This is a genomic window from Streptomyces sp. NBC_01717, from assembly GCF_036248255.1.
Taxonomy (GTDB): domain Bacteria; phylum Actinomycetota; class Actinomycetes; order Streptomycetales; family Streptomycetaceae; genus Streptomyces.
This window is the reverse complement of the sequence record NZ_CP109178.1, coordinates 7,393,792-7,414,790: the sequence shown is the minus strand read 5'-3', so window position 1 is coordinate 7,414,790 and position 20,999 is coordinate 7,393,792. Positions and strand designations below refer to the sequence as shown.

Genomic DNA, 20,999 nt, shown 5'->3' with positions numbered 1-20,999 from the left:
TCACAGACGTTCGAAGGAGCGACGGAGCTCCCAGTCGGTCACCGCTGCGTCGAATGCTTCGAGTTCGACGCGCGCCATGTTGCGGTAGTGCGCGACGACGTCGTCGCCGAAGGCCGCCTTCGCCAGGTCGCTCTTCTCCCAGAGGCCGGCGGCTTCACGGAGTGTGGTGGGGACGTGGTCGTACGCGGTGGTGTAGGCGTTGCCCTCGCAGGGTTCGGGGAGTTCGAGCTTCTGCTCGATGCCGTGCAGGCCGGCGGCGATCAGACCGGCGACGGCGAGGTGCGGGTTGACGTCACCGCCGGGCAGCCGGTTCTCGAACCGGGTCGAGCGGCCGTGACCGACGACGCGGAGCGAACAGGTGCGGTTGTCGTGGCCCCAGGCGACCGCGGTGGGGGCGAACGAGCCGGGCTGGAAGCGCTTGTACGAGTTGATGTTCGGCGCGTAGAGCAGGGAGAAATCGCGCAGTGCGGCGAGCTGTCCGGCGAGGAAGTGGCGCATCACCGGGGACATGCCGCCCGCTTCGCCCGCCATGACGTTGCGCCCGTCCGCGTCCTGGAGGGAGAGGTGGATGTGGCAGGAGTTGCCCTCGCGCTCGTTGAACTTGGCCATGAAGGTGAGCGCGACGCCCTCCTGGGCGGCGATCTCCTTGGCACCGGTCTTGTAGACGGCGTGCTGGTCGCAGGTGACCAGGGCCTCGTCGTACCGGAAGACGATCTCGTGCTGTCCGGGGTTGCACTCACCCTTCGCGGACTCGACGGTCAGGCCCGCGGCCGCCATCTCGTTGCGGATGCGACGGAGCAGGGGTTCGATGCGGCCGGTGCCGAGGACCGAGTAGTCGATGTTGTACTGGTTGGCCGGGGTCAGATCGCGGTAGTTCCGGTCCCACGCCTCTTCGTAGGTGTCCTTGAAGACGATGAATTCGAGCTCGGTGCCGACATGCGCGGTGAAACCGTGCTCGGCGAGACGCTCCAGCTGGCGGCGGAGGATCTGGCGGGGCGCGGCGACAACGGGTGTGCCGTCCTCCCAGGCGAGGTCGGCGACGACCATGGCCGTGCCGTCGTTCCATGGGACGCGCCGCAGGGTGGTGAGGTCGGGGTGCATGGCGAAGTCGCCGTAGCCGCGCTCCCAGGAGGACATGGCGTAGCCGTCGACGGTGTTCATGTCGGTGTCGACGGCGAGCAGATAGTTGCAGCCCTCCGTGCCGTGTTCCAGGACCTCGTCGAGGAAGAAGCGGGCGGCGAACCGCTTGCCCTGCAGCCGTCCCTGCATGTCGGGGAAGGCCAGGACGACAGTGTCGATCTCACCGCTCTCGACGAGGATCCGTAGTTCCTCGACCTCCAGCGGGGGTGTGCGGTCTGCCACGGGAAGATCCTCCTTCGGTCAGCCGGAAGTCATAAGGTATGGGGAAGAACCATTGTTGGGAAGAGAGGACGGGACGTGGCGCAGGAAAGCGAGTCCGGCCGGCACGGCTCCGTGCGGCAACTGCGACCCGTGCTGCGGCCCGTGCGCGCGGGCAACGGCTTCGAGGAGGCGCTCGAACAGATCCTCCAGGTGGTCAGGCTCGGCCTGGTGCCCGGCGGCGAGCGGCTGCCCGCCGAGCGCGACCTGGCCGAGCTGCTCGGGATCAGCCGGGTCACGCTGCGCGAGGTGCTGAAGGTGCTGCAGGACCAGCGGCTGGTGGAGAGCAGACGAGGGAGGTACGGCGGCACCTTCGTGCTCCCCCGTACCGACAGCCCCGGCGAGGACGAACTGCGCCGCCGGGTGGCGGCCGTCGACATCGAGGACGTCCTGCGCTTCCGTGAGGCGCTGGAGACCGGCGCGGCCGAACTGTGCGCCACCCACGGACTGACGGACGAGGGCGCGGAACGGCTGCGTACGGCTCTGGCGGCGACACACGATGCACCTCTGCCCGACTACCGCAGGCGCGACACCCTTCTGCATCTGACACTGGCCGAGCTGTCCGGCTCCGCTTCACTGACCGCGCAGTACGCGGCCGTCCGGGCCACCGTGAACGACCTGCTGGACTGCATACCGCTGCTCGTGCGGAACCTGGAGCACTCGCAGCATCAGCACACCGCGCTCGTCGAGGCGGTGCTCGACGGGGACGCCGAAGCGGCGCGCGCCGTGATGCGTGAACACTGCGCGGGCACGGCGGCGCTGCTGCGCGGATTCCTGGCCTGACCGCTTGCGCGGCGACCCACCGCAACGCAAAGGTATTCATGAGCACCATTGAACCGAGTCCGCCCGCAGGCGGCCGACCGGAAGGTCCCGCCATGTCCGTACCGCTCATCGGCGTCACCACCTATCTGGAGCCCGTCGCCCGCTGGGGTGTCTGGGAACTGCCCGCCGCGCTGCTCCCGTCCGCCTACCCGCGGCTGGTCCAGCGCTCCGGGGGCCTCGCCGCCCTCCTGTCGCCGGACGCCCCTGACCGGGCGGCGGCCGCCGTGGCCCGGCTGGACGGGCTCGTCATCGCGGGCGGCGCCGATGTCGAGCCCGCACGGTACGGCGCGGAGCCCGGTCCGAGGACGGGGCCGCCGAACCGGGAGCGCGACGCCTGGGAGCTGGCCCTGCTCGATGCCGCCCTGGGGTCCGGCACACCGGTGCTCGGCATCTGCCGTGGCATGCAGCTCATGAATGTGGCGTTCGGCGGCACCCTCGTCCAGCACCTGGACGGGCATGCCGGGCCGGACGGGAAGGCCGGGGTCCTCGGCGAGCACCCGGTGACACCTGTGCCGGGGACGCGCTACGCATCGATCGTGCCCGAGGAGACCGCCGTGCCGACCTACCACCACCAGGCCGTGGACCGCCTCGCACCGGACCTGGTGGCGTCGGCCCACGCGGCGGACGGCACGGTGGAGGCGGTCGAACTGCCGGGGGCCCGGTGGGCGCTCGGGGTTCAGTGGCATCCGGAGATGGGTGACGACCTGCGGGTCATGCAGGCGCTGGTGACGGAGGCGGCGCGCGGCTGATCGTTCACCGTCCGGCGGCTACCGCGTGCGCCGTCCGAGCCTGCCGCGCAGCCATTCCAGCGCCGCCGCCCCCTGCGCGCCCTGGAACGCCCTTACGGTCGGCAGCCCCGGTGGGTCCGGCATCAGCGAGTGCGCGACGAAGTAGCCGGCGAGCGCGGCAAGGACCGCGTTCACTCCGGCCGGGTCGGCGGCGCGCCCCAGGGAGTGCGTGGTGAACACGGTGTCCGGGTCGGGGCCGCCCTGGGCGGCCACGCACGGCAGCATCACCAGCAGATCGAACCAGGGCGCGGCTCGCAGCGCGTGCGGCCAGTCGACGAACACCACCCGGTCGTCGGTGAGCAGGATGTTGTCGGCGCGCAGATCCCCATGGGCGAGGCTGTCGCCGGTGGCGGGCCCGGACCAGCCGGACTCCAGCCCCGCGAGTACGTCGAGGTGGCGTGCGGCCCACGGGTCGAGCCGCCCGGGCAGACCGTCGGAGTCACGCGCGGCAAGCAGGGTCCGCCAGCCGCTGAACGTCTCGGCCTCGCTGTCGGCGACGGCGGGCGCCTCGATCGGGGCCGGAGTCAGGGTCCGGTTCAGCTCGCCGACCGCTGTCAGGACCCGGTCCAGCTCCGCCGACGTCCAGGGGATGCGCGGCTGGCGGCCGTCGATGTCCTGGAGGACGAGGGCGACCCGGGTCCCGTCGTCGTACGATCCCAGCAGCCGCGGCACGGGGGCGCCGGGCGGGAGAGCGGCGGTGTTCCGGGCCTCGGCGCGGTGCAGGTCGGGGCTGCCCGGGTTCGCCTCGGCGCTGACCGCCTTGACGAACGCGCGTCGTCCGTCGGTGAGCCGGACCCGGGCGGCGACTCCCGGTGAGAACCCGCCGCTCTGGCTCTGCGCGTGGACGACGCGGGCACCGAGGATGTCCTCGACGGCGCTGCGTACGGAGTCCGGGAGGTCGGCCCAGTGGTGGCGGACGCCCGAGGCCGGCGGGGCGGTCACTGTCATCTGTGCATCCTTGGCCCCCCGGCACAGGCCGGCCAACCCATTTTCGCGGGGGAAGGCGTCCCTGAGCCCCTGTCCTGACCTTGTGTCCTCAACCGTCGGACGGGCTCGATCGCCCCGTCAGCGACAGCAGGTCGCGAGCCGGGCCCGCCGGCCGGTGTCCCGAGGGCCAGACCGCCCGCAGCTGCCGCCTCAGCCGCACCCCCGCCACCGGGATCTTCACCAGCCGCCGCGAGGACAGCTCCTCCCCCAGCGCCAGTTCGCTCAGCACGCACGGCCCCGCGCCGCTCTCCGCCGCCCCCTTCACCGCCGTCGTGGACGACAGTTCGAGCAATGGCTGCGCCAGCCCGCCGTGCACGGCGAGTGCCGCGTCCAGGACCTGCCGGGTGCCGGAGCCGCGCTCGCGCAGGATCAATGGGGTCGCAGCCAGTTCCTGCGGCGTCAGCGGGGTGCGGCGGCCGGCCCACGCGTGGGACGGGGCGACCACGACGACGAGACGGTCGTGCGCGATCACCGTGCCGTCGAGGCCCTCCGGTATGAACAGTCCCTCCACGAATCCGAGGTCGGCCTCCCCGGCGAGCAGGCGCCCCGCGACCGCCGCCGAGTTGCCCGCGAGCAAGGAGACCGCGGTGTCCGGCCGTGCGGCGCGCAGCGCGATCAGCCAGCCGGGCAGCAGATATTCGGCGATGGTCATGGAGGCGGCGACCCGCAGCCGGGAGTCGCGCCGGTCGCGCAGCGCCTGCGCGCCCACATCGAATGCCTCGGCGGCCTCGACGATCCGGCGCGCCCAGTCGGTGACGAGCGCGCCCGCGTCGGTGAGCCGGGATCCGCGCGGCGAGCGGTCGAGGAGGGCCACGCCGAGCTGTCGCTCCATCGACCGGATGCGGCTGCTGGCGGCGGGCTGGGTGATGCCGACGTCCCGTGCCGCCCGTCCCAGGCTGCCGTGCCGGGCGACGGCCAGCAGCAGCTCCAGCGCTCCGAGGTCGGGGACCCGGTGGGACAGGAGGACGGGTGCGGGTGCGTCGCTGGGCATAAAGCCAGCTTATGACCTCATAGAGACAAGCTCCCTGGTGGGGGACGGCCCCCGGGGCAAGGATCGTGGCATGGCCATCTTTCCGCAGACCCGCGCCCGGACGAGCGCCCCGTACTCCGCCGCTGTGCGGCTTCCTTCTCTGCGGTACATCGGCCCCAACTGGTACGCGACGGTCATGGGCACCGCCATCGTGGCCGGCGCGGGCGCGGCGCTTCCCGTGCACGTGCCCGGGCTGCGCGCTGCCTGCACGGTGGTGTGGGCGCTCTCGGCGCTACTCCTCATGGCGGTTCTCGCCGCCCGCGCCGGGCACTGGTCCGCCCACCGCGACCAGGCCCGCGCCCATCTCCTCGACCCGGCCGTCGCCCCGTTCTACGGCTGCCTCTCGATGGCGCTGCTGGCCGTCGGCGGCTCCACGATGGTGGTCGGCCGGGATGTCGTCGGGCATCGGGCGGCCCTCGCCGTGGACGTGGTGCTCTACAGCGCGGGCACGGCGATCGGCCTGGCCGTCGCGGTCGCCATCCCGTATCTGATGGTCGTACGCCACCGTCCGGCACCCGGGACGGCGTCGCCGGTCTGGCTGCTGCCGGTGGTGGCGCCGATGGTCTCCGCGGCACTCGGCCCGCTGCTGGTGCCGGAGCTGCCCGCCGGTCAGTGGCAGGAGGCGATGCTGCTCGCCTGCTACGCGATGTTCGGGCTGAGCCTGCTGGCGACGCTGACGATGCTGCCGCTGATCTTCGCGCGGCTGGTCCACCAGGGTCCGCTGCCGCTCGCCCTGACCCCCACGTTGTTCCTGGTCCTCGGTCCGCTGGGCCAGTCGACGACCGCGGTCGGTCAGCTCGCCGATGTGGCGCCGGGTGCGATCGGGGCGCCGTACGCCTCCGCGCCCGGGGCGTTCGCCGTGCTGTACGGGGTGCCGGTGATGGGGTTCGCGCTGCTGTGGCTGGCGCTGGCCGTGTCGATGGTGGTGCGGGCGCTACGGGGCGGCATGACGTTCAGCATGACCTGGTGGGGCTTCACCTTCCCCGTCGGCACGTGTGTCACCGGCGCGGCGGGGCTGGCCCGGCACACCGGGCTGACGGCGTTCACCTGGCTGGCCGTCGCGCTGTACGTGCTGCTGGTGTCGGCGTGGGCGGTGGCAGGGCTGCGGACGCTGCGCGGGCTGGTCAGCGGAGCGCTGCTCGCAGCGCCGCAGGCGCCCCGGCCAGTGACGGCCCGTACCACGTGAGGTACCGCCCGTCGACGAGTACGGCGGGCAGTGCGGGGAAGGCCTCGGGTCCATCGCCTGCGGTGAAGCGGTACGGCTCGTCGGGCAGGACGACCAGGTCGGCGCCCGCCGCGTTCAGTTCGTCGAGCGGGATGCGGGGGTAGCGCTCGGTGTGACCGGCGTACACGTTCCGCACACCGAGCCGGGCCAGCAGTTCGCCCGCGAACGTGTCGCGGCCCAGCACCATCCAGGGCCGGCGCCAGATCGGCACGATCGCGCGGCGCGGCTCGTCCGGCGGCGGGAGCGCCGCCCAGGCGGCCTCGGCCTCGTCGAGCCAGCGTGGCCTGGCCAGCCCGCAGCCGGTCACCAGGACACGGTGCAGTTCGGCGAAGGCCTGGTCGAGGCTGCGGATCTCGGTGGTGAGGACCTCGATGCCCGCGGCACGCAGCGCGGCGAGGTCGGGTGCGCGGTTCTCCTCCTCGTTGGCGACGACGAGATCGGGGCGGAGCGCGACGATCGCGGCAACATCGGGGTTCTTGGTTCCGCCGATGCGTGCGGCGGTCAGACCGGCCGGATGGGTGCACCAGTCGGTGACACCGACGAGGAGGCCGGGGGCGGTGGCGGCGACGGCTTCGGTGAGCGAGGGGACGAGCGAGACGACGCGGAGCGCCGGGGCCGGGACGGACACCGATTCGGACACCGGGTCTCAGCGCCTCGGGTCGTTCGTGGCGTCGACATGTTCCGCGACCGCGACGACCAGCAGCCGGGTCTCCGGCATCGTGGCCCGCCAGCGGTGCCGTACGCCACCCGACAGGAACAGGGTGTCGCCGCGCTCCAGCCGGTACGCCTGCCCCTCCGCCTCCACCTCGGCGGCGCCCTCCACGACGTACATCACCTCGTCGTTGCGGTGCTGGAACTCCCGCCCGAGATCCATTTCGCCGGTGAACTCCAGCGCACTGAGCTGATGCCGCCCTCGCACCACTCGGCGTGCCCCGTCGCCCTCGCCCGCCCGGACCAGCTCGACAGCGCGCGCCGAGTCGGCGGCGGCGCGCAGCCGCGCCGTGGTGGTCTCCAGGGCGTCGGCCACCCGGTCCAGCGACCGGGCGCTGGGTCTGGCCCGCTCGTTCTCGATCTGGCTGAGGAACGGCACGGACAGGCCGCTGCGGGTGGCGACCGCGGCCAGTGTGAGCCCCAGAGTTCTGCGCCGTCGGCGGACCGCGGCGCCCACGCGGAGTGCTTCCTTGTCGTCCATGTCCGGCTCCCTCCCGACTCGTCATCCTTCCGGCTGCCAGCACCTTACGCACACGGTTACGCAAGGACGGCCGGTAAAGGAACGTCACACAGCCGGAAGGGGTGGGTCCGCCCATCGGCGGCACCCACCCCTTCCGGCTGTGTCAGGCTCCTGCTACTGGGGAGCCATCTTGTCCGCGATGCCCGGATTCTTGTCCATCCAGGCCTTCACGGCTTCTTCCTCGTGTCCCGTCCCGCGCTTCTGGATCTCGTTCTCCAGGCCGGCCAGCTGCTGCTCGCTGAGCTTGAAGTCCTTGAACCACTTGGTGAGCTGCGGGTAGTTCTTCGGGAAGTCCTTGCTCGCGATCGTACGGATGGTGTCGCCGTTGCCGAAGGCCTTCTTGGGGTCCTTCAGCTTGGTGAGGTCGTACTGGTTGTACGCCCAGTGCGGCGTCCAGAGCAGGACCGCGATCGGTTCCTTCTTGGCGTACGCGCGCTTCAGCTCGGCGAGCATCGAGGGCGTCGAGCTGTCGACGACCTTGTACTCCTTGTCCAGGCCGTAGGCGGGCAGCACGTTGTTCTTCAGGTTGGCCATGGTGGCGGTGCCGGGCTCGATGCCGATGATGCGGTTCTTGAACTCGTCACCGCGGCCCTTGAGGTCCTTGTACGACTCGATGCCCTTGACGTACGAGGGGACGGCGATCTCCAGCGAGGTCGGCCCGTACCACGATCCGAGGTCGGTGAGCTGGGAGCCGTACTTGTTCCAGTAGTTCTTCTGGGTGTACGGCAGCCAGCCGTCGAACTGCACGTCGAGCTGACCGCGGGACATCGCGGCATACATCGGACCGACCTCGAACTGCTTCAGGTTGATCTTGTAACCGCGGTCCTCCAGGACGGCCTTCCACAGGTACGTGGCGGCGATGTCCTCCTCCCAGGGGAACCAGGCCATCTCGACGGTACGGTCGCGCTCGTCCTTGCCGCTCGCGCCCTTCGCCGCCTTGGCGACGGGCGTCCACTTGTCGGCGACGCCCGGGTTGTCCTTCAGCCAGGCACGGACGGCGTCCTGCTCCTTGCCCTTGCCGGTCGTCTGGATCTTCGCCTCAAGACTCGTGAGCTGGTCCTCGGTCATCTTGAAGCTCTTGAGCCACTTGCTGACCTCGGGGTTGTCGCCGGCGAAGCCCTTGCGGGTCAGGGTGTGGATGCCGTCGCCCTTGCCCCAGAGGTTCTTGGGGTCCTTGAGCTTGGTGAGGTCGTACTGGTTGTACGCCCAGTGCGGCGACCACAGCGGGACGACGATCGGTTCCTTCTTGGCGTACGCGCGCTTCAGCTCGGCGAGCATCGAGGGCGTCGAGCCGTCGACGACCTTGTACTCCTTGTCGAGGCCGTAGCCCGGCAGGATCTTGTCCTTGAGCAGGCCCGTCTCACCGGCGCTCGGCTCGATGCCGACGACCCGTCCCTTGAAGTCGGACGCCTTGCCCTTGAGGTCGTCGAGCGAGTCGACGCCCTTCACGTACGAGGGAACGGCCAGCTCCAGGGAGGTGGGGCCGTACCAGGAGCCCATGTCCTCCAGGCGGTCCTGGTACTTCTTCCAGTACGTGGCATGGGTGACCGGCAGCCAGGAGTCGGTCTCGAAGTCGATCTGGCCGCCCGCCATACCGGTGTAGAGCGCGCCGGCCTCGTACTGCTTGACGTCGACCTCGAAGCCACGCTGCTCCAGCAGTTCCTTCCACAGGAAGGTGGAGGCGATGCCCTCGTCCCACGGGATGTATCCCATGCTGATCTTCTTGCCCTTGCCGATGTTCGCGGCGTCGGTGACGGTGCCGGTCTCCGACTTCGACGTACCGAACATGCCCATGCCGCCTGCGACGAGGGCCAGGACGACGACGCCGACGACCGCGACGGCGGGCTGCGGCCGGTGGTTCCAGATCTTCAGTCCGCCGGCCACCGACTGGGCCCTGGCGAGGGCGCGACGGGCCAGCGGGGAGACCTCGCGGCCGAGCGCGCCGGTCATCCGGTCCAGGTACATCGCCAGGATGACGATGGAGACGCCCGCCTCGAAGCCGAGGCCGACGTCGACGTTGCCGATGGCGCGGTAGACGGAACCGCCGAGGCCGCCGCCGCCGACCATGCCGGCGATGACCACCATGGACAGGCCCAGCATGATGACCTGGTTGATGCCCGCCATGATCGTGGGCAGGGCGAGCGGCAGCTGGACCCGCAGCAGGGTGTTGCGCGAGGTGGTGCCGAAGGCCTCGGCAGCCTCCACGAGTTCGCCGTCGACCTGACGGATGCCGAGCTCGGTCATCCGGACGCCCGGGGGCAGCGCGAAGATGATCGTGGCGATGATGCCGGGCACCACGCCGACGCCGAAGAAGATGACGCCGGGGATCAGATAGACCATGGCGGGCATGGTCTGCATGAAGTCGAGGACCGGCCGGGTCACCGCGGACACGGCCTTCGAGCGGGCCGCCCAGATTCCGAGCGGCACGGCCAGCACAAGCGTGACGATGGTGGCGACGAGCACCAGGGTGAGGGTGTCCATCGCTTCGTCCCACAGCTCGACGGAGTCGATGAGCGCGAAGCCCACGAAGGCGAGCACACCCGGGAGCAGGCCGCGCAGCCACCAGGCGATGACGGCGAGGATGCCCGCGAAGAGCAGCGGGGCAGGGGCGGAGAGTACGGCGGCTATGCCGTCGAACATGCCGCTGACGACCGAGCTGATCGCGTCGAACAGCCAGGCCAGGTGGGTCTGCAGCCAGTCGACCGCAGTGTCCACCCATTCACCGAGCGGGATCCTAAACATCGGCGGCCACCTTCTTCATCGTGGTGGCGGCGTCCTGCGGGAGCTCGGTGGGGCTCATCGGCTCGCCGAGGACGGCGAGCAGCCGGGACCGGGGCACGACCCCGACGAGTCGGCCGTCGGCGCCGGTCACGGCGACCGCGACTCCGCTGCGCGAGCAGGGCGTGAACAGCTCGATGATCGGGGTGGACTCGGAGACCGTGGCCGGCGCCGACCGGAGGATGTCGGCGGGCGTACGGAGTTCCGTGCCGTCGTCCGCCTCGGTGCCCAGGACGGTGTGCGGCTCGGCCATGATCGCGCCCGCGGTCAGCACCCGGGAGCGGTCGACGTCCTGGGTGAAGGAGGCGACGTAGTCGTTGGCCGGGGTGACGAGGATGTCCTCGGCCGTCCCGAGCTGGACGATCTTTCCGTCCCGCATCACAGCGATCCGGTCACCGAGGCGCATGGCCTCGTTGAGGTCGTGGGTGATGAAGACGATGGTCTTCTTGAGCCTCTTCTGGAGTTCGAGCAGCTGGTCCTGCATGTCGCGGCGGATCAGCGGGTCGAGCGCGCTGAAGGACTCGTCCATCAGCAGCAGATCGGCGTCGGTGGCGAGGGCACGGGCCAGGCCGACGCGCTGCTGCATACCGCCGGACAATTCGTCGGGCCAGGACTTCTCCCAGCCGGCGAGGCCGGTCAGCTCCAGCGCCTCGGCAGCACGCTTCTCACGCTCGGCGCGCGGCACGCCCTGCACCTCGAGGCCGTACCCGGCGTTCTCCAGGACGCTCCGGTGCGGGAAGAGAGCGAAGTGCTGGAAGACCATGCTGATCTTGGAGGAGCGGACGGTGCGCAGTTCGCGCGGGCTCAGGGCGGTCAGGTCCTGGCCGTCGAACAGCACGCGTCCGGCTGTGGGATCCAGCAGGCCGTTGAGCATCCGCAACAACGTGGACTTGCCGGATCCGGACAGACCCATCACGACGAAGATCTGTCCCGGTTCGACGGTGAACGAGGCGTCGATCACCGCTGCGGTCGTTCCGTCGGCGCGCAGCTCGTCGCGGTCCGTGCCGCTCTCGAGCTTCTGCACGGCTTGATCGGGTCGTCTGCCGAATACCTTGTACAAGTGTTCGGCTTGCAGCCTTGACACATACACCTCACGCGTTGAACCGAAACGGTCTGCCACCCCCTCCGGCAGACCGTGGAGCGGCGCGGATTCTGCCCGCTTGGCACGCGCATGAGTTGCAATTGCGACGTGATCCGCTCCGGTGCCGCGCCTGCCCACACTTACCTGGACCAAACAGAAGAGTGATCCAGTTCACTTCCGGGCCGGTGTCAGTGGCGTGCGGCATGATCGAGGTGTGACGCGACGCCTGATGCTCCTCGACACCGCTTCCCTCTACTACCGCGCCTACTTCGGGGTCCCCGATTCGGTGCGCGCGCCGGACGGCACGCCGGTCAACGCCGTGCGCGGCCTGCTCGACTTCATCGGTCGGCTCGTCCAGGACCACCGGCCGGACGATCTGGTGGCCTGCATGGACGCGGACTGGCGGCCGCACTGGCGGGTCGAGCTGATTCCCTCGTACAAGGCACACCGCGTCGCGGTGGAGACCGCCGACGGGCTGCCCGACGAGGAGGAGACCCCCGACACACTTGCCCCCCAGGTCCCGATCATCGAGGACGTGCTCGACGCGCTCGGCATCGCCCGGGTCGGTGTCGCGGAGTACGAGGCGGACGACGTGATCGGCACGCTCACCGGCCTGTCCCCCGGCCCGGTGGACATCGTCACCGGCGACCGGGACCTCTACCAGCTGGTCGACGACGCCCGCGGGGTACGGGTGCTCTACCCGCTGAAGGGTGTCGGGTCGCTCCAGCTCACGGACGAGGCGTGGCTGCGCGAGAAGTACGGGGTGGACGGCTCCGGCTATGTGGATCTGGCGCTGCTGCGCGGCGACCCGAGCGACGGGCTGCCGGGGGTCCCCGGCATCGGCGAGAAGACGGCGGCGAAACTGCTGGACACCTTCGGCGACCTGGCCGGGATCATGGCCGCGGTGGACGATCCGGCGTCCAGGCTGACGCCTTCGCAGCGCAAACGGCTCGACGAGGCGCGGGACTACGTGGCCGTCGCACCGACGGTGGTCCGGGTCGCCGGTGACGTGCCGCTGCCCGAGTTCGATCCCGCGCTGCCCACCGAGCCGCGCGATCCCGCCTCCCTCGAGGCACTGGCCGACCAGTGGGGCCTGGGCGGCGCCCTGCAGCGCCTGCTCTCCGCGCTCCGGGCATGAGGTGCTAACTTAGGCAAGCCTAAGCATTCGGAGCAGGGAGAACCTCGTGGCAGAACGACCGGCGCGGCAGGCACCCACGGCGCAAGGGGCCCAGGTCCTGCGCACCGAGCGGATAACCCCGCACATGGTGCGCGTGGTACTCGGTGGTGACGGCCTGGCCGGTTTCACGTTGTCCGGGTTCACCGACCACTACGTCAAGCTGTGCTTCGCACCCGACGGCGCGGACTATGCGCACCCGTTCGACATGGCCCGCATCCGCGAGGAGTACCCGCGCGAGCTGTGGCCCACCACCCGCACCTACACGGTCCGCTCCTGGGACCCGGTCACCCGGGAGCTGGCGATCGACTTCGTGGTGCACGGCGACGAGGGCTTGGCCGGCCCGTGGGCGCTGCGGGCGGCTCCGGGCGATCAGGTGACGTTCCTGGGCCCCGGCGGCGGGTACGGGCCGGACGCGTCTGCGGACTGGCACCTCCTGGCCGGTGACGAGAGCGCTCTGCCGGCGATCGCGGCGGCGCTGGAGCAGATGCCCACGGGCGCGGTGGCGCACGCGTACATCGAGGTGGCGGACGCGTCCGAGGAGCAGAAGATCGAGACGGCCGACGGGGTGGAGCTCACCTGGTTGCACCGCGGTGAGCGTCCGGTCGGCGAGGCCGTGACCGCGGCGGTGAAGTCGCTGGACTTCCCCGCGGGCGAGGTCCAGGCGTTCGTGCACGGCGAGGCGGGATTCGTGAAGGAGATCCGCCGGCACCTGCGTCTCGACCGGAAGATCCCGCTGTCGCAGCTGTCGATCTCCGGCTACTGGCGCCTCGGCCAGAACGACGACGCCTGGCGCTCGGTGAAGCGCGAGTGGAACGAGCAGGTGGAGCGCGAGCAGGAGCGCGCGGCGTAAGTCACCGCATCCGGCCGCCTCCTGTGGGCACGTACGCCCCGGTCACCGTCCAGGACGGACGGCGACCGGGGCGTACGCGTGTCACGGGGTCCACGCACCCGGACCGGCTCCGGGACGCGCCGCTGTCGTAGTCCCCGCCGCACCCCCGACCGTCAGACGGACTTCTGGTACGAGCGGAAGGTGCGGGTCGACAGCCAGACCGCCGCCACCGCGAGGGCCAGCAGCGCTCCTCCGCGGCTGAGCACCAGACCCCAGTCGGGGTCGGCGGTCAGCGCCGAACGGCCCGCCACCATCGCCCAGTTGACCGGGTTGAAGTCCGCGATCTGCCGCATCCACGACGGCATCTGACTCGGCGCCATGAACGAGGACGAGAGGAAGGTCAGCGGCAGCAGGAGAAACGTGTTGATGCCGATGATCGACTCACGCTGGCGGACCAGCATCCCCAAGGCGTTGGAGAGCGCGCCGAAGACCGTACCGAGCAGGATCGACGCGACGAGGAGGATCAGCAGTCCGCCCGCTCCGCCCGGGTAGGTGGCACCGGCGGCCCAGCCGAGCAGCACGATGATCACCGACTGCACGGCGGTGCTGATGCCGTTCTGCACGACGTTGGCGTTCATCAGCGCGTTCCGGCTCACCGGGGTGGTCAGGAAACGGTTGAGCGTGCCCCGCTCGATCTCCTCCAGGGTTCCCATCCCGGCCCACATACTCGAACCGAGGGCGCTCATCACCACGATGCCCGGGATCAGGTAGTCCAGATAGGACGTTGTCCCGAAGCCGCCGAGCTCGACGACCTTCTTGAAGAGGTTGCCGAACAGGAACAGCCAGATCACGGGCTGGATCAGGGAGATCGCCAGGAAGACCGGCTGCCTGATGATCGCCATCAGCTGCCGCTGCGTCATGTACCAGGTCTGGGCGAGGGTCTGGCTGCTCATCGGGGGCCTCCTGCGGCAATTGGAGCGGGGGCCTGCCCGTCATCTGCGGCCTCGGCCTCGGAGAAGCGGCGTCCCGCGTAGCGCAGATAGACGTCGTCGAGGGAGGGGCGGGCGACGGTGGCGGCGGCGACCGACGCACCGGCCTGCTCCAGAGCGGTGAGCAGTACGGGGACGGCGGCGGCGCCGTCCTCGGCGCGGACGCTCACCCGGCGCCCGTCGGCCTGCACCTCGTACACCCCGGGCAGTCCGGTGAGGGCGGCGGTGATCGCCGTACGGTCGCCGTCGGCGCGCAGCTCCATGTGGACGGCGTCACCCCGGAGTTCACCCTTGAGCTCGTCGGGGGTGCCCTCGACGACGATCCGGCCGCGGTCGACGATCGCGATGCGTTCGGCGAGCCGGTCGGCCTCCTCCAGGTAGTGCGTGGTAAGCACGATCGTGAGGCCCTCGTCGCCGGCCAGCCGGGAGATCTCGTCCCACATGGCCGTCCGGGCCTCGGGGTCGAGTCCGGTGGTGGGCTCGTCGAGGAAGAGCACCTCGGGCCGGTGGACCAGACCGAGCGCCACGTCGAGGCGGCGTTGCATGCCGCCGGAGTACCCCTTGACCTGGCGCTTGGCGGCGTCGGCGAGATCGAAGCGGTCCAGGAGCTCATCGGCGCGGCGCTGGATCGCGGCACCCCGCATCCCGTAGAGCCTGCCCTGCAGCAGCAGGTTCTCCCGGCCGGTGGCGACGGGGTCGGCGCCGGACTTCTGGGCGACGACACCTATCGCGCGGCGGACCCGGTCGGGGTGGCGCAGGACGTCGTGTCCGGCGACCGTCGCGGCTCCGGAGTCCGGGCGGGCGAGGGTGGTGAGGATCTTCACGGTGGTGGACTTTCCGGCACCGTTGGGGCCGAGGAGTCCGAAGACCGTGCCGGCGCCGACGCTGAGGTCCATGCCGTTCAGCGCGGTGACATCGCCGGGATAGGTCTTGATCAGTTGTCGCGCCTCTACTGCGGGCGCACGGGTGCTCATGACAGAGCTCTCCTGTGGTCAGTGGGGTGTTCGGGCATACCGAACCGATCCACGTGAAAGGAGCCGGGCTATCCTGGGTGTGCCGCACCTCGATCGCCTGGCTCGCCCTCACGGCGTGGCCGGTCCGGGGTTCGAGACCCTGGCGGGCGCTGCTCCAACAGCCCCCTGCCAGGGTCTTTCTTCGTCTCCGGTACTTCTTCTCCGGTAGTGCTCCTGTGCTCGTGCGGTCCTCGTTGCGCTACGTCTTCCGCTCCGGGTCGAGGACGATCTCCTGTTCGTCCAGGTCCTGCCAGTCCTGCGGCACTTCGCCGGTCTCGTGGAAGGACTTCCACTCCTCGATACCGCTGATCGTGGCGTCGGCGAGCTCGGTGCGGAATTTCTTGATCCACTCCAGCTGTGCGTCGATCATGTGGAGCTGGTACTCGGTCTCCACGACGAACACCCGGGGCAGCTTCCCCGTCAGCTGACCGAGGACACCCCGGAGCGCTGCGGACTGGAGCTCCAGTGCCGCCTCCCGGGTCTCCAGCAGTTCCGCCACGTCCTCCGGCGGCAGCACCGGCAGCAGCGAGAGCGCGGTCTCGAAGACCGGGTACTCGGCGGCCGGCGCGGCCAGCAGATCGGAGAGCCAGTCGACCATTTCGACGCGCCCCGCCTCGGTGAGGCCGTAGAGCGTGCGCTCGGGGCGGTTGCCCTGGCGCTGCACACCGGCCACTTCGACGTAACCGTGCTTCTCCAGGTTCTGGACGACGGTGTACAGCGAGCCGAAATTGATCTTGACGCTGTGTTCCTTGCCGCGTCGGCGAAGCGTCTGGGCGATCTCGTACGGATGCATGGACCGCTCCGCGAGCAGCACCATCACCGTCAGCGCCAGTGGATTGGTGAGCTTGCGCCGTTTGGCCACCGCCCCCACCACCCTTCACTCCGCCATCGAATACTCGTGGACGAACATATCGCGAGTGCCACGACACGTCAACCACGATGTATCGCGAATTCGGAGCCACGTGGAAGGATTTCGCGCACTGACCAATCCGCGCTGCCGTCGGCTCCGAATCACCTCACGGAACCGATGCGCATCCTGGGAGGAAGCCCGCGTGAAAGTAGCCGTGCACATCAGCGGAGCACCATCGGCGGGGCCCGATCTCCAGGAGCTCCTGGAGCTGGTGGCCCGGGGCGACCAGGATGCGTTCGCCAGGGTGTACGACGTGGTCTGCGGCCCGGTCCTCGGTCTTGTACGGAGTGTGCTGCGCGACCCCGCACAGTCCGAGGAGGTGGCGCAGGAGGTGCTGGTCGAGGTGTGGCGGACCGCCCCGCGTTTCCAGGCTTCCCGCGGCACCGCCATGAACTGGGTGCTGACCCTGGCCCATCACCGGGCGGTGGACCGGGTGCGCTCCGTCGAGGCGACGACGGCCCGGGAGCACCGGGCGGCGCTGCTGGACCGTACGCCGGAGTTCGACGAGGTCACCGAGCAGGTCGAGAGCCGGCTGGAGCGGGAGCAGGTACGCCGCTGCCTGCGGACCCTGACCGAGCTGCAACGACAGTCCGTCACGCTGGCCTACTACCGCGGTCTGACCTACCGCGAAGTGGCGGAACTCCTCTCCGTACCGCTCGGGACGATCAAGACACGACTGCGCGACGGGCTGATCCGGCTGCGCGACTGCCTCGGGGTGAGCGCATGAGCAAGGTGGATCGCATGAGCGGGGCCGAACTGCACACGCTGACCGGGGCGTACGCCCTGCACGCGCTGCCGGACGCCGAGCGCAGGGAGTTCGAACGCCATCTCGGCGACTGCGAGGCCTGCGCGGTGGAGGTGCGGGAGCTGTCCGAGACCGCCACCCGGCTCGGGCTCGCGGTGTCCGCGGCCGCGCCGCGCGAGCTGCGCGACCGGGTGCTGCGGGAGATCACGGCCGTGCGGCAGGAATCCCCGTCGCACGGCCGGCGCTCCCACTCGGCCCCTTCGGCCCAACGGGCCGGCCGCTGGCCGAAGTTCGCACTTGCCGCGGCTCTGGCCGCCGCTGCCGGGTTCGGCGGGATCGCGGTGTGGCAGAACCAGGTCGCCCGGGACGCGCAGCAGGAGACGCAGCGGGCGCAGCAGCGGAGTGAGCAGATGGCGCAGGTCCTCGCGGCGCCGGACGCGAGGACGAGGTCCGGCGCGCTGAAGGGCGGGGCGAAGGGCACGGTCGTGGTCTCGCAGAGCGAGAACCGGGCCGTGTTCGTGACCTCGGGGATGGCGCCGCCCCCCGGCGGCAAGGTGTACCAGTTGTGGTTCGACGACCGCGGGACCATGCGGTCCGCGGGCCTCATGAACCGGGCGGCGACCAGCAACACCGTGCTGCTGGACGGCCCCGTCGACGAGGCGTCGGGCATAGGGATCACCCTCGAGCCGGCCGGCGGCTCCACACAGCCGACGTCCGCGCCGCTGGCGCTGCTGACCTTCCCGACCGCATGAGGGGCTCCTTGCCATGACCGTCTCGGTGGCGCTGTTCACCTCCGACCTGCGGCTGCACGACAACCCCGTCCTGTCCGCGGCCGTGCGCGGGACGGATGCCGTCGTCCCCCTCTTCGTCGAGGACGACGGGATCCGCCGGGCCGGTTTCGACGCGCCGAACCGGCGGGCGTTCCTCGCCGACTGCCTCGTCGGTCTCGACGCGGAGCTGCGCCGCCGGGGCGGCCGGCTCGTCGTCCGCCGCGGCGACGTCGTCCCCGAGGCATGCGCCGTGGTCGCGGAGACCGGTGCGCGGAGTCTGCACATCGCGGCCGGGGTGAGCGGGTACGCGCGGGAACGCGAGGACCGTCTGCGTACGGCTCTCGGGGCTGCCGGCTGCACCCTGCACGTCCATGACGCAGTGGTCACCGCGCTCGCACCGGGCCGGGTCGTGCCGGCGGGACGCGACCATTTCGCGGTGTTCACCCCGTACTTCCGCCGCTGGGAGGCGGAAGGGGTACGGGGCACACTGACCGGTCCCCGGACGGTACGGGTGCCGGACACCGCAACCTCCGCACCGCTGCCGACGCGAGCGGAGGTCACGGGCGTCTCACCGGGTCTCGCCGAGGGCGGCGAGACGGCAGGGCGCAGGCTGCTGGCATCCTGGCTGCACGGCCCGATGGCCGACTACGGGACCGGCCACGACGACCTCGGCGGGGACGCGACGTCCCGGCTGTCGCCGTATCTGCACTTCGGCTGCCTCTCCGCCGCCGAACTGGTGAACCGGGCACGGGAGAAGGGCGGACCGGGCGCCGACGCGTTCGTACGGCAGCTGGCCTGGCGGGACTTCCACCACCAGGTCCTCGCCGCCCGGCCGGACGCGGCATGGGCCGACTACCGTCCGCGGGGCGACAGTTGGCGGTCCGACCCCGGCGAGATCGAGGCGTGGTGTGCCGGACTCACCGGCTATCCGCTGGTCGACGCGGCGATGCGACAGCTGGCGCACGAGGGCTGGATGCACAATCGGGGCCGGATGCTGGTCGCGAGCTTTCTCACGAAGACGCTGTACGTGGACTGGCGCGTCGGCGCCCGTCACTTCCTGGATCTCCTGGTCGACGGGGATCTGGCGAACAATCAGCTCAACTGGCAGTGGGTGGCGGGCACCGGTACGGACACCCGCCCCAACCGGGTGCTCAATCCGGTGGTCCAGGGCAAGCGGTTCGATCCGCGGGGCAGGTACGTACGGCGCTGGGTGCCGGAGCTGGCAGGCGTGGAGGACGCTGTGGTCCACGAGCCGTGGAAGCTCACCGGCCCGGACCGGGCGCGGCTCGGCTACCCGGATCCGGTGGTGGACCTGGACGAGGCCCGCGCCCGGTTCGAACAGGCGCGCGGCCTCGGCTGACGGCCGGCTGCTCAGCGCTTCCACGGCGGCCGGTGAAGAACCCGCCGATCCGGGTCCGGCGGGTGCCGACCCGTGCCGGATGGAGCCCGGTGCGCGCCGAACGCGCCCTCGCGCAGGGCCCCTCGAAGGTGATCCGTAGCCGGCGCCCCGAGGGATTGGCCGATGACCGTTTCTCATTCGATCGGGTGACGGACCAATCCGCAGGCCGACCGGTGACGAACCCCAGATGTGAGCGAAGAACAGAACGATGTGCAGGAGCACGGGGCCACCGGGTCCCGGCGATCCCGCTGGACACGTGCCGGTTTCGCCGGGCTCAGCGGTCTGATCGCCGGGTTCTGCGCCCTGGCCGTGGCCGAACTGGCCTCGGCTGTCGTACGTCCGGAGGCGGGGCCGATCGCGGCGGTGGGCGGGGCGGTCATCGACCGCACTCCCCCAGCCGTGAAGGACTTCGCCGTACGGCACTTCGGCACCGCCGACAAACTGGTGCTCCAACTCGGCATCCTGGCGCTGCTGGCGGTATTCGCGGTGGCGGTCGGGATCCTGGCGTCGCGGCACCGGCGGCTCGGCTCGGCGGCCGTTCTGGTCTTCGGCGTGGTCGGGGCAGTGGCGGCGGTGGGACGGCCGGAAGGCAGCCCCACCGATGCCCTGCCCTCGGTGGTGGGTGCCGTGGTGGCCGCAGGAGTGCTGTATCTCCTGGCCGGACGGCTCGGCCCGGTGCTCCGTCCCTCTCCCGCGGCTGGAGTGAGGGACGGGCAGCGGGACGGCGCCTTCGACCGGCGCGGTTTCGTGATCGCGGCGACCGCTGCGGCGGCGGCCTCGGCCGGTGCGGGGTTCCTGGGACGGCGACTGACGTCCTCCGTCCAGGCCGGTGCCGCCGCCTCACGGCGTGATCTCGTCCTCCCGGTACCCGAGTCGCCGGCGCCCGCCGTGCCGCCCGGGGCGGATCTGCGGATTCGCGGGCTGAGCTCGTTCATCACCCCGAACAAGAGCTTCTACCGGGTGGACACCGCCCTGGTCGTGCCGCGCGTCGACGCCGATTCGTGGCGGCTGCGGATCCACGGCAGGGGAGTCGCCCGCCCTCTCACGGTCAGCTTCCAGGACCTGCTGGGGCGGGAGATCATCGAACGCGACATCACCCTGGCATGCGTCTCCAACGAGGTCGGCGGCCCGTACGTGGGCAACGCCCGGTGGATCGGTGTGCGGCTGGCCGATCTGCTGCGTGAGGCCGGGGTGAAACCGCCTTCGCGGGGCGGTCCCGCCGACCAGATCGTGGCGCGTTCCGTCGACGGCATGACGATCGGCACGCCGGTCGAGACGGTCATGGACGGGCGCGACGCGATCCTCGCCCTCGGCATGAACGGCGAACCCCTGCCGTTCGCGCACGGCTTCCCGGTCCGCATGGTCGTGCCGGGACTGTACGGGTACGTCTCGGCCTGCAAGTGGATCAAGGACATCGAGCTGACGACGTTCGCCTCGTACGACGCCTACTGGGTCAGGCGCAGCTGGTCCCGGCAGGCGCCGGTCAAGACGGAGTCCCGGATCGACACACCGCGTCCGTTCGCCTCGCCGAAGCCCGGCGTCGTGCCCGTCGCCGGGGTGGCCTGGGCCCAGCACCGGGGGATCTCCCGGGTGGAGGTACGGGTCGACGGCGGCGCGTGGCATCCGGCCCGGCTCGCGGCACAGGACAACCGGGACACCTGGCGCCAGTGGGTGTGGGAGTGGCCGGCCACCTCCGGCCATCACACGCTGGAGGTCCGTGCGACCGACGGCACCGGGGCCACCCAGACCGGCGAACGCGTCGGCACCGTCCCGAACGGTGCGACCGGCTGGCACTCGGTGGTGGTCGACGTGTCCTGACCTGAACAC

At 70.8% G+C, this 20,999-nt stretch carries 19 protein-coding genes; 9 read left to right on the top strand and 10 right to left on the bottom strand.

Annotated elements, in window-relative coordinates; all coding sequences use genetic code 11:
* Positions 1-1,362 carry a glutamine synthetase family protein gene (locus OHB49_RS33535; protein ID WP_329164689.1) on the bottom strand — a complete coding sequence of 454 codons (1,362 nt, stop codon included), beginning with the start codon at positions 1,360-1,362 and terminating at the stop codon, positions 1-3.
* A 75-nt stretch (positions 1,363-1,437) separates the two neighbouring features.
* Here OHB49_RS33535 and OHB49_RS33530 point away from each other — a divergent pair, with 75 nt between their 5' ends.
* Both OHB49_RS33530 and OHB49_RS33525 read left to right on the top strand, forming a co-directional pair.
* The gene (locus OHB49_RS33530) at positions 1,438-2,181 is read left to right on the top strand and encodes a FadR/GntR family transcriptional regulator (protein WP_052189308.1); all 744 of its coding nucleotides are present in this window, start codon (positions 1,438-1,440) and stop codon (positions 2,179-2,181) included.
* A 92-nt stretch (positions 2,182-2,273) separates the two neighbouring features.
* On the top strand, positions 2,274-2,969 hold the full coding sequence (locus OHB49_RS33525; protein WP_329164688.1) for a gamma-glutamyl-gamma-aminobutyrate hydrolase family protein: 696 nt from the start codon (positions 2,274-2,276) through the stop codon (positions 2,967-2,969).
* Positions 2,970-2,987: 18 nt separating this feature from the next.
* Here OHB49_RS33525 and OHB49_RS33520 read toward each other — a convergent pair whose 3' ends face one another.
* Positions 2,988-3,956 carry an aminoglycoside phosphotransferase family protein gene (locus tag OHB49_RS33520; protein ID WP_329164687.1) on the bottom strand — a complete coding sequence of 323 codons (969 nt, stop codon included), beginning with the start codon at positions 3,954-3,956 and terminating at the stop codon, positions 2,988-2,990.
* An 88-nt stretch (positions 3,957-4,044) separates the two neighbouring features.
* Entirely contained in the window at positions 4,045-4,986 is a 942-nt protein-coding gene (locus OHB49_RS33515) for a LysR family transcriptional regulator (RefSeq protein WP_329164686.1), read from the bottom strand.
* 70 nt (positions 4,987-5,056) lie between these two features.
* Between OHB49_RS33515 and OHB49_RS33510 the strand changes: the two genes are divergently transcribed.
* Positions 5,057-6,211, top strand: a complete 1,155-nt coding sequence (locus tag OHB49_RS33510; RefSeq protein ID WP_329164685.1) for a TDT family transporter — start codon at positions 5,057-5,059, stop codon at positions 6,209-6,211.
* Here OHB49_RS33510 and OHB49_RS33505 read toward each other — a convergent pair.
* The 4 genes from OHB49_RS33505 to OHB49_RS33490 all read right to left on the bottom strand — a co-directional run bounded on the left by OHB49_RS33505 (position 6,150) and on the right by OHB49_RS33490 (position 11,283).
* Positions 6,150-6,890 (bottom strand): helical backbone metal receptor, encoded by a 741-nt coding sequence (locus tag OHB49_RS33505; RefSeq protein WP_329164683.1) that lies wholly within the window; start codon positions 6,888-6,890, stop codon positions 6,150-6,152. The genes OHB49_RS33510 and OHB49_RS33505 overlap by 62 nt on opposite strands.
* 6 nt (positions 6,891-6,896) lie before the next feature.
* Entirely contained in the window at positions 6,897-7,442 is a 546-nt protein-coding gene (locus OHB49_RS33500; RefSeq protein WP_030918529.1) for a helix-turn-helix domain-containing protein, read from the bottom strand.
* 153 nt (positions 7,443-7,595) lie between these two features.
* Positions 7,596-10,223 (bottom strand): ABC transporter permease/substrate binding protein, encoded by a 2,628-nt coding sequence (locus tag OHB49_RS33495; protein WP_329164681.1) that lies wholly within the window; start codon positions 10,221-10,223, stop codon positions 7,596-7,598.
* Positions 10,216-11,283, bottom strand: coding sequence for a quaternary amine ABC transporter ATP-binding protein (locus OHB49_RS33490; protein WP_329164680.1), 1,068 nt, complete (start codon positions 11,281-11,283; stop codon positions 10,216-10,218). Before OHB49_RS33490 ends, OHB49_RS33495 begins: the two co-directional genes overlap by 8 nt.
* Before the next feature lie 286 nt (positions 11,284-11,569).
* On the opposite strand from OHB49_RS33490, the gene OHB49_RS33485 reads away from it, so the two are divergent.
* Entirely contained in the window at positions 11,570-12,478 is a 909-nt protein-coding gene (locus OHB49_RS33485; protein WP_329166708.1) for a 5'-3' exonuclease, read from the top strand.
* A gap of 46 nt (positions 12,479-12,524) precedes the next feature.
* Complete coding sequence (locus tag OHB49_RS33480; protein ID WP_329164679.1) at positions 12,525-13,367, top strand: siderophore-interacting protein; 843 nt, start codon at positions 12,525-12,527, stop codon at positions 13,365-13,367.
* Between the two features lie 152 nt (positions 13,368-13,519).
* On the opposite strand, the gene OHB49_RS33475 is transcribed toward OHB49_RS33480, so the two are convergent.
* From OHB49_RS33475 to OHB49_RS33465, 3 genes are all read right to left on the bottom strand, one after another.
* Entirely contained in the window at positions 13,520-14,299 is a 780-nt protein-coding gene (locus OHB49_RS33475) for an ABC transporter permease (RefSeq protein WP_030968549.1), read from the bottom strand.
* Complete coding sequence (locus OHB49_RS33470; protein WP_329164677.1) at positions 14,296-15,309, bottom strand: ATP-binding cassette domain-containing protein; 1,014 nt, start codon at positions 15,307-15,309, stop codon at positions 14,296-14,298. The genes OHB49_RS33475 and OHB49_RS33470 overlap by 4 nt, the downstream gene beginning before the upstream one ends.
* 238 nt (positions 15,310-15,547) lie before the next feature.
* A complete protein-coding gene (locus tag OHB49_RS33465; protein WP_030968545.1) occupies positions 15,548-16,210 on the bottom strand; it encodes a PadR family transcriptional regulator in 663 nt (220 codons plus the stop codon).
* A gap of 190 nt (positions 16,211-16,400) precedes the next feature.
* Here OHB49_RS33465 and OHB49_RS33460 point away from each other — a divergent pair, with 190 nt between their 5' ends.
* The 4 genes from OHB49_RS33460 to OHB49_RS33445 all read left to right on the top strand — a co-directional run bounded on the left by OHB49_RS33460 (position 16,401) and on the right by OHB49_RS33445 (position 20,990).
* Positions 16,401-16,985: a sigma-70 family RNA polymerase sigma factor gene (locus OHB49_RS33460; RefSeq protein ID WP_313936426.1), complete on the top strand. Its 585-nt coding sequence runs from the start codon at positions 16,401-16,403 to the stop codon at positions 16,983-16,985.
* A 14-nt stretch (positions 16,986-16,999) separates the two neighbouring features.
* A complete protein-coding gene (locus tag OHB49_RS33455) occupies positions 17,000-17,755 on the top strand; it encodes an anti-sigma factor (RefSeq protein ID WP_329166706.1) in 756 nt (251 codons plus the stop codon).
* Between the two features lie 13 nt (positions 17,756-17,768).
* Positions 17,769-19,133: a cryptochrome/photolyase family protein gene (locus tag OHB49_RS33450; RefSeq protein ID WP_329164676.1), complete on the top strand. Its 1,365-nt coding sequence runs from the start codon at positions 17,769-17,771 to the stop codon at positions 19,131-19,133.
* Between the two features lie 321 nt (positions 19,134-19,454).
* Positions 19,455-20,990, top strand: coding sequence for a molybdopterin-dependent oxidoreductase (locus OHB49_RS33445; protein WP_329166705.1), 1,536 nt, complete (start codon positions 19,455-19,457; stop codon positions 20,988-20,990).
* Positions 20,991-20,999: the final 9 nt, after the last annotated feature.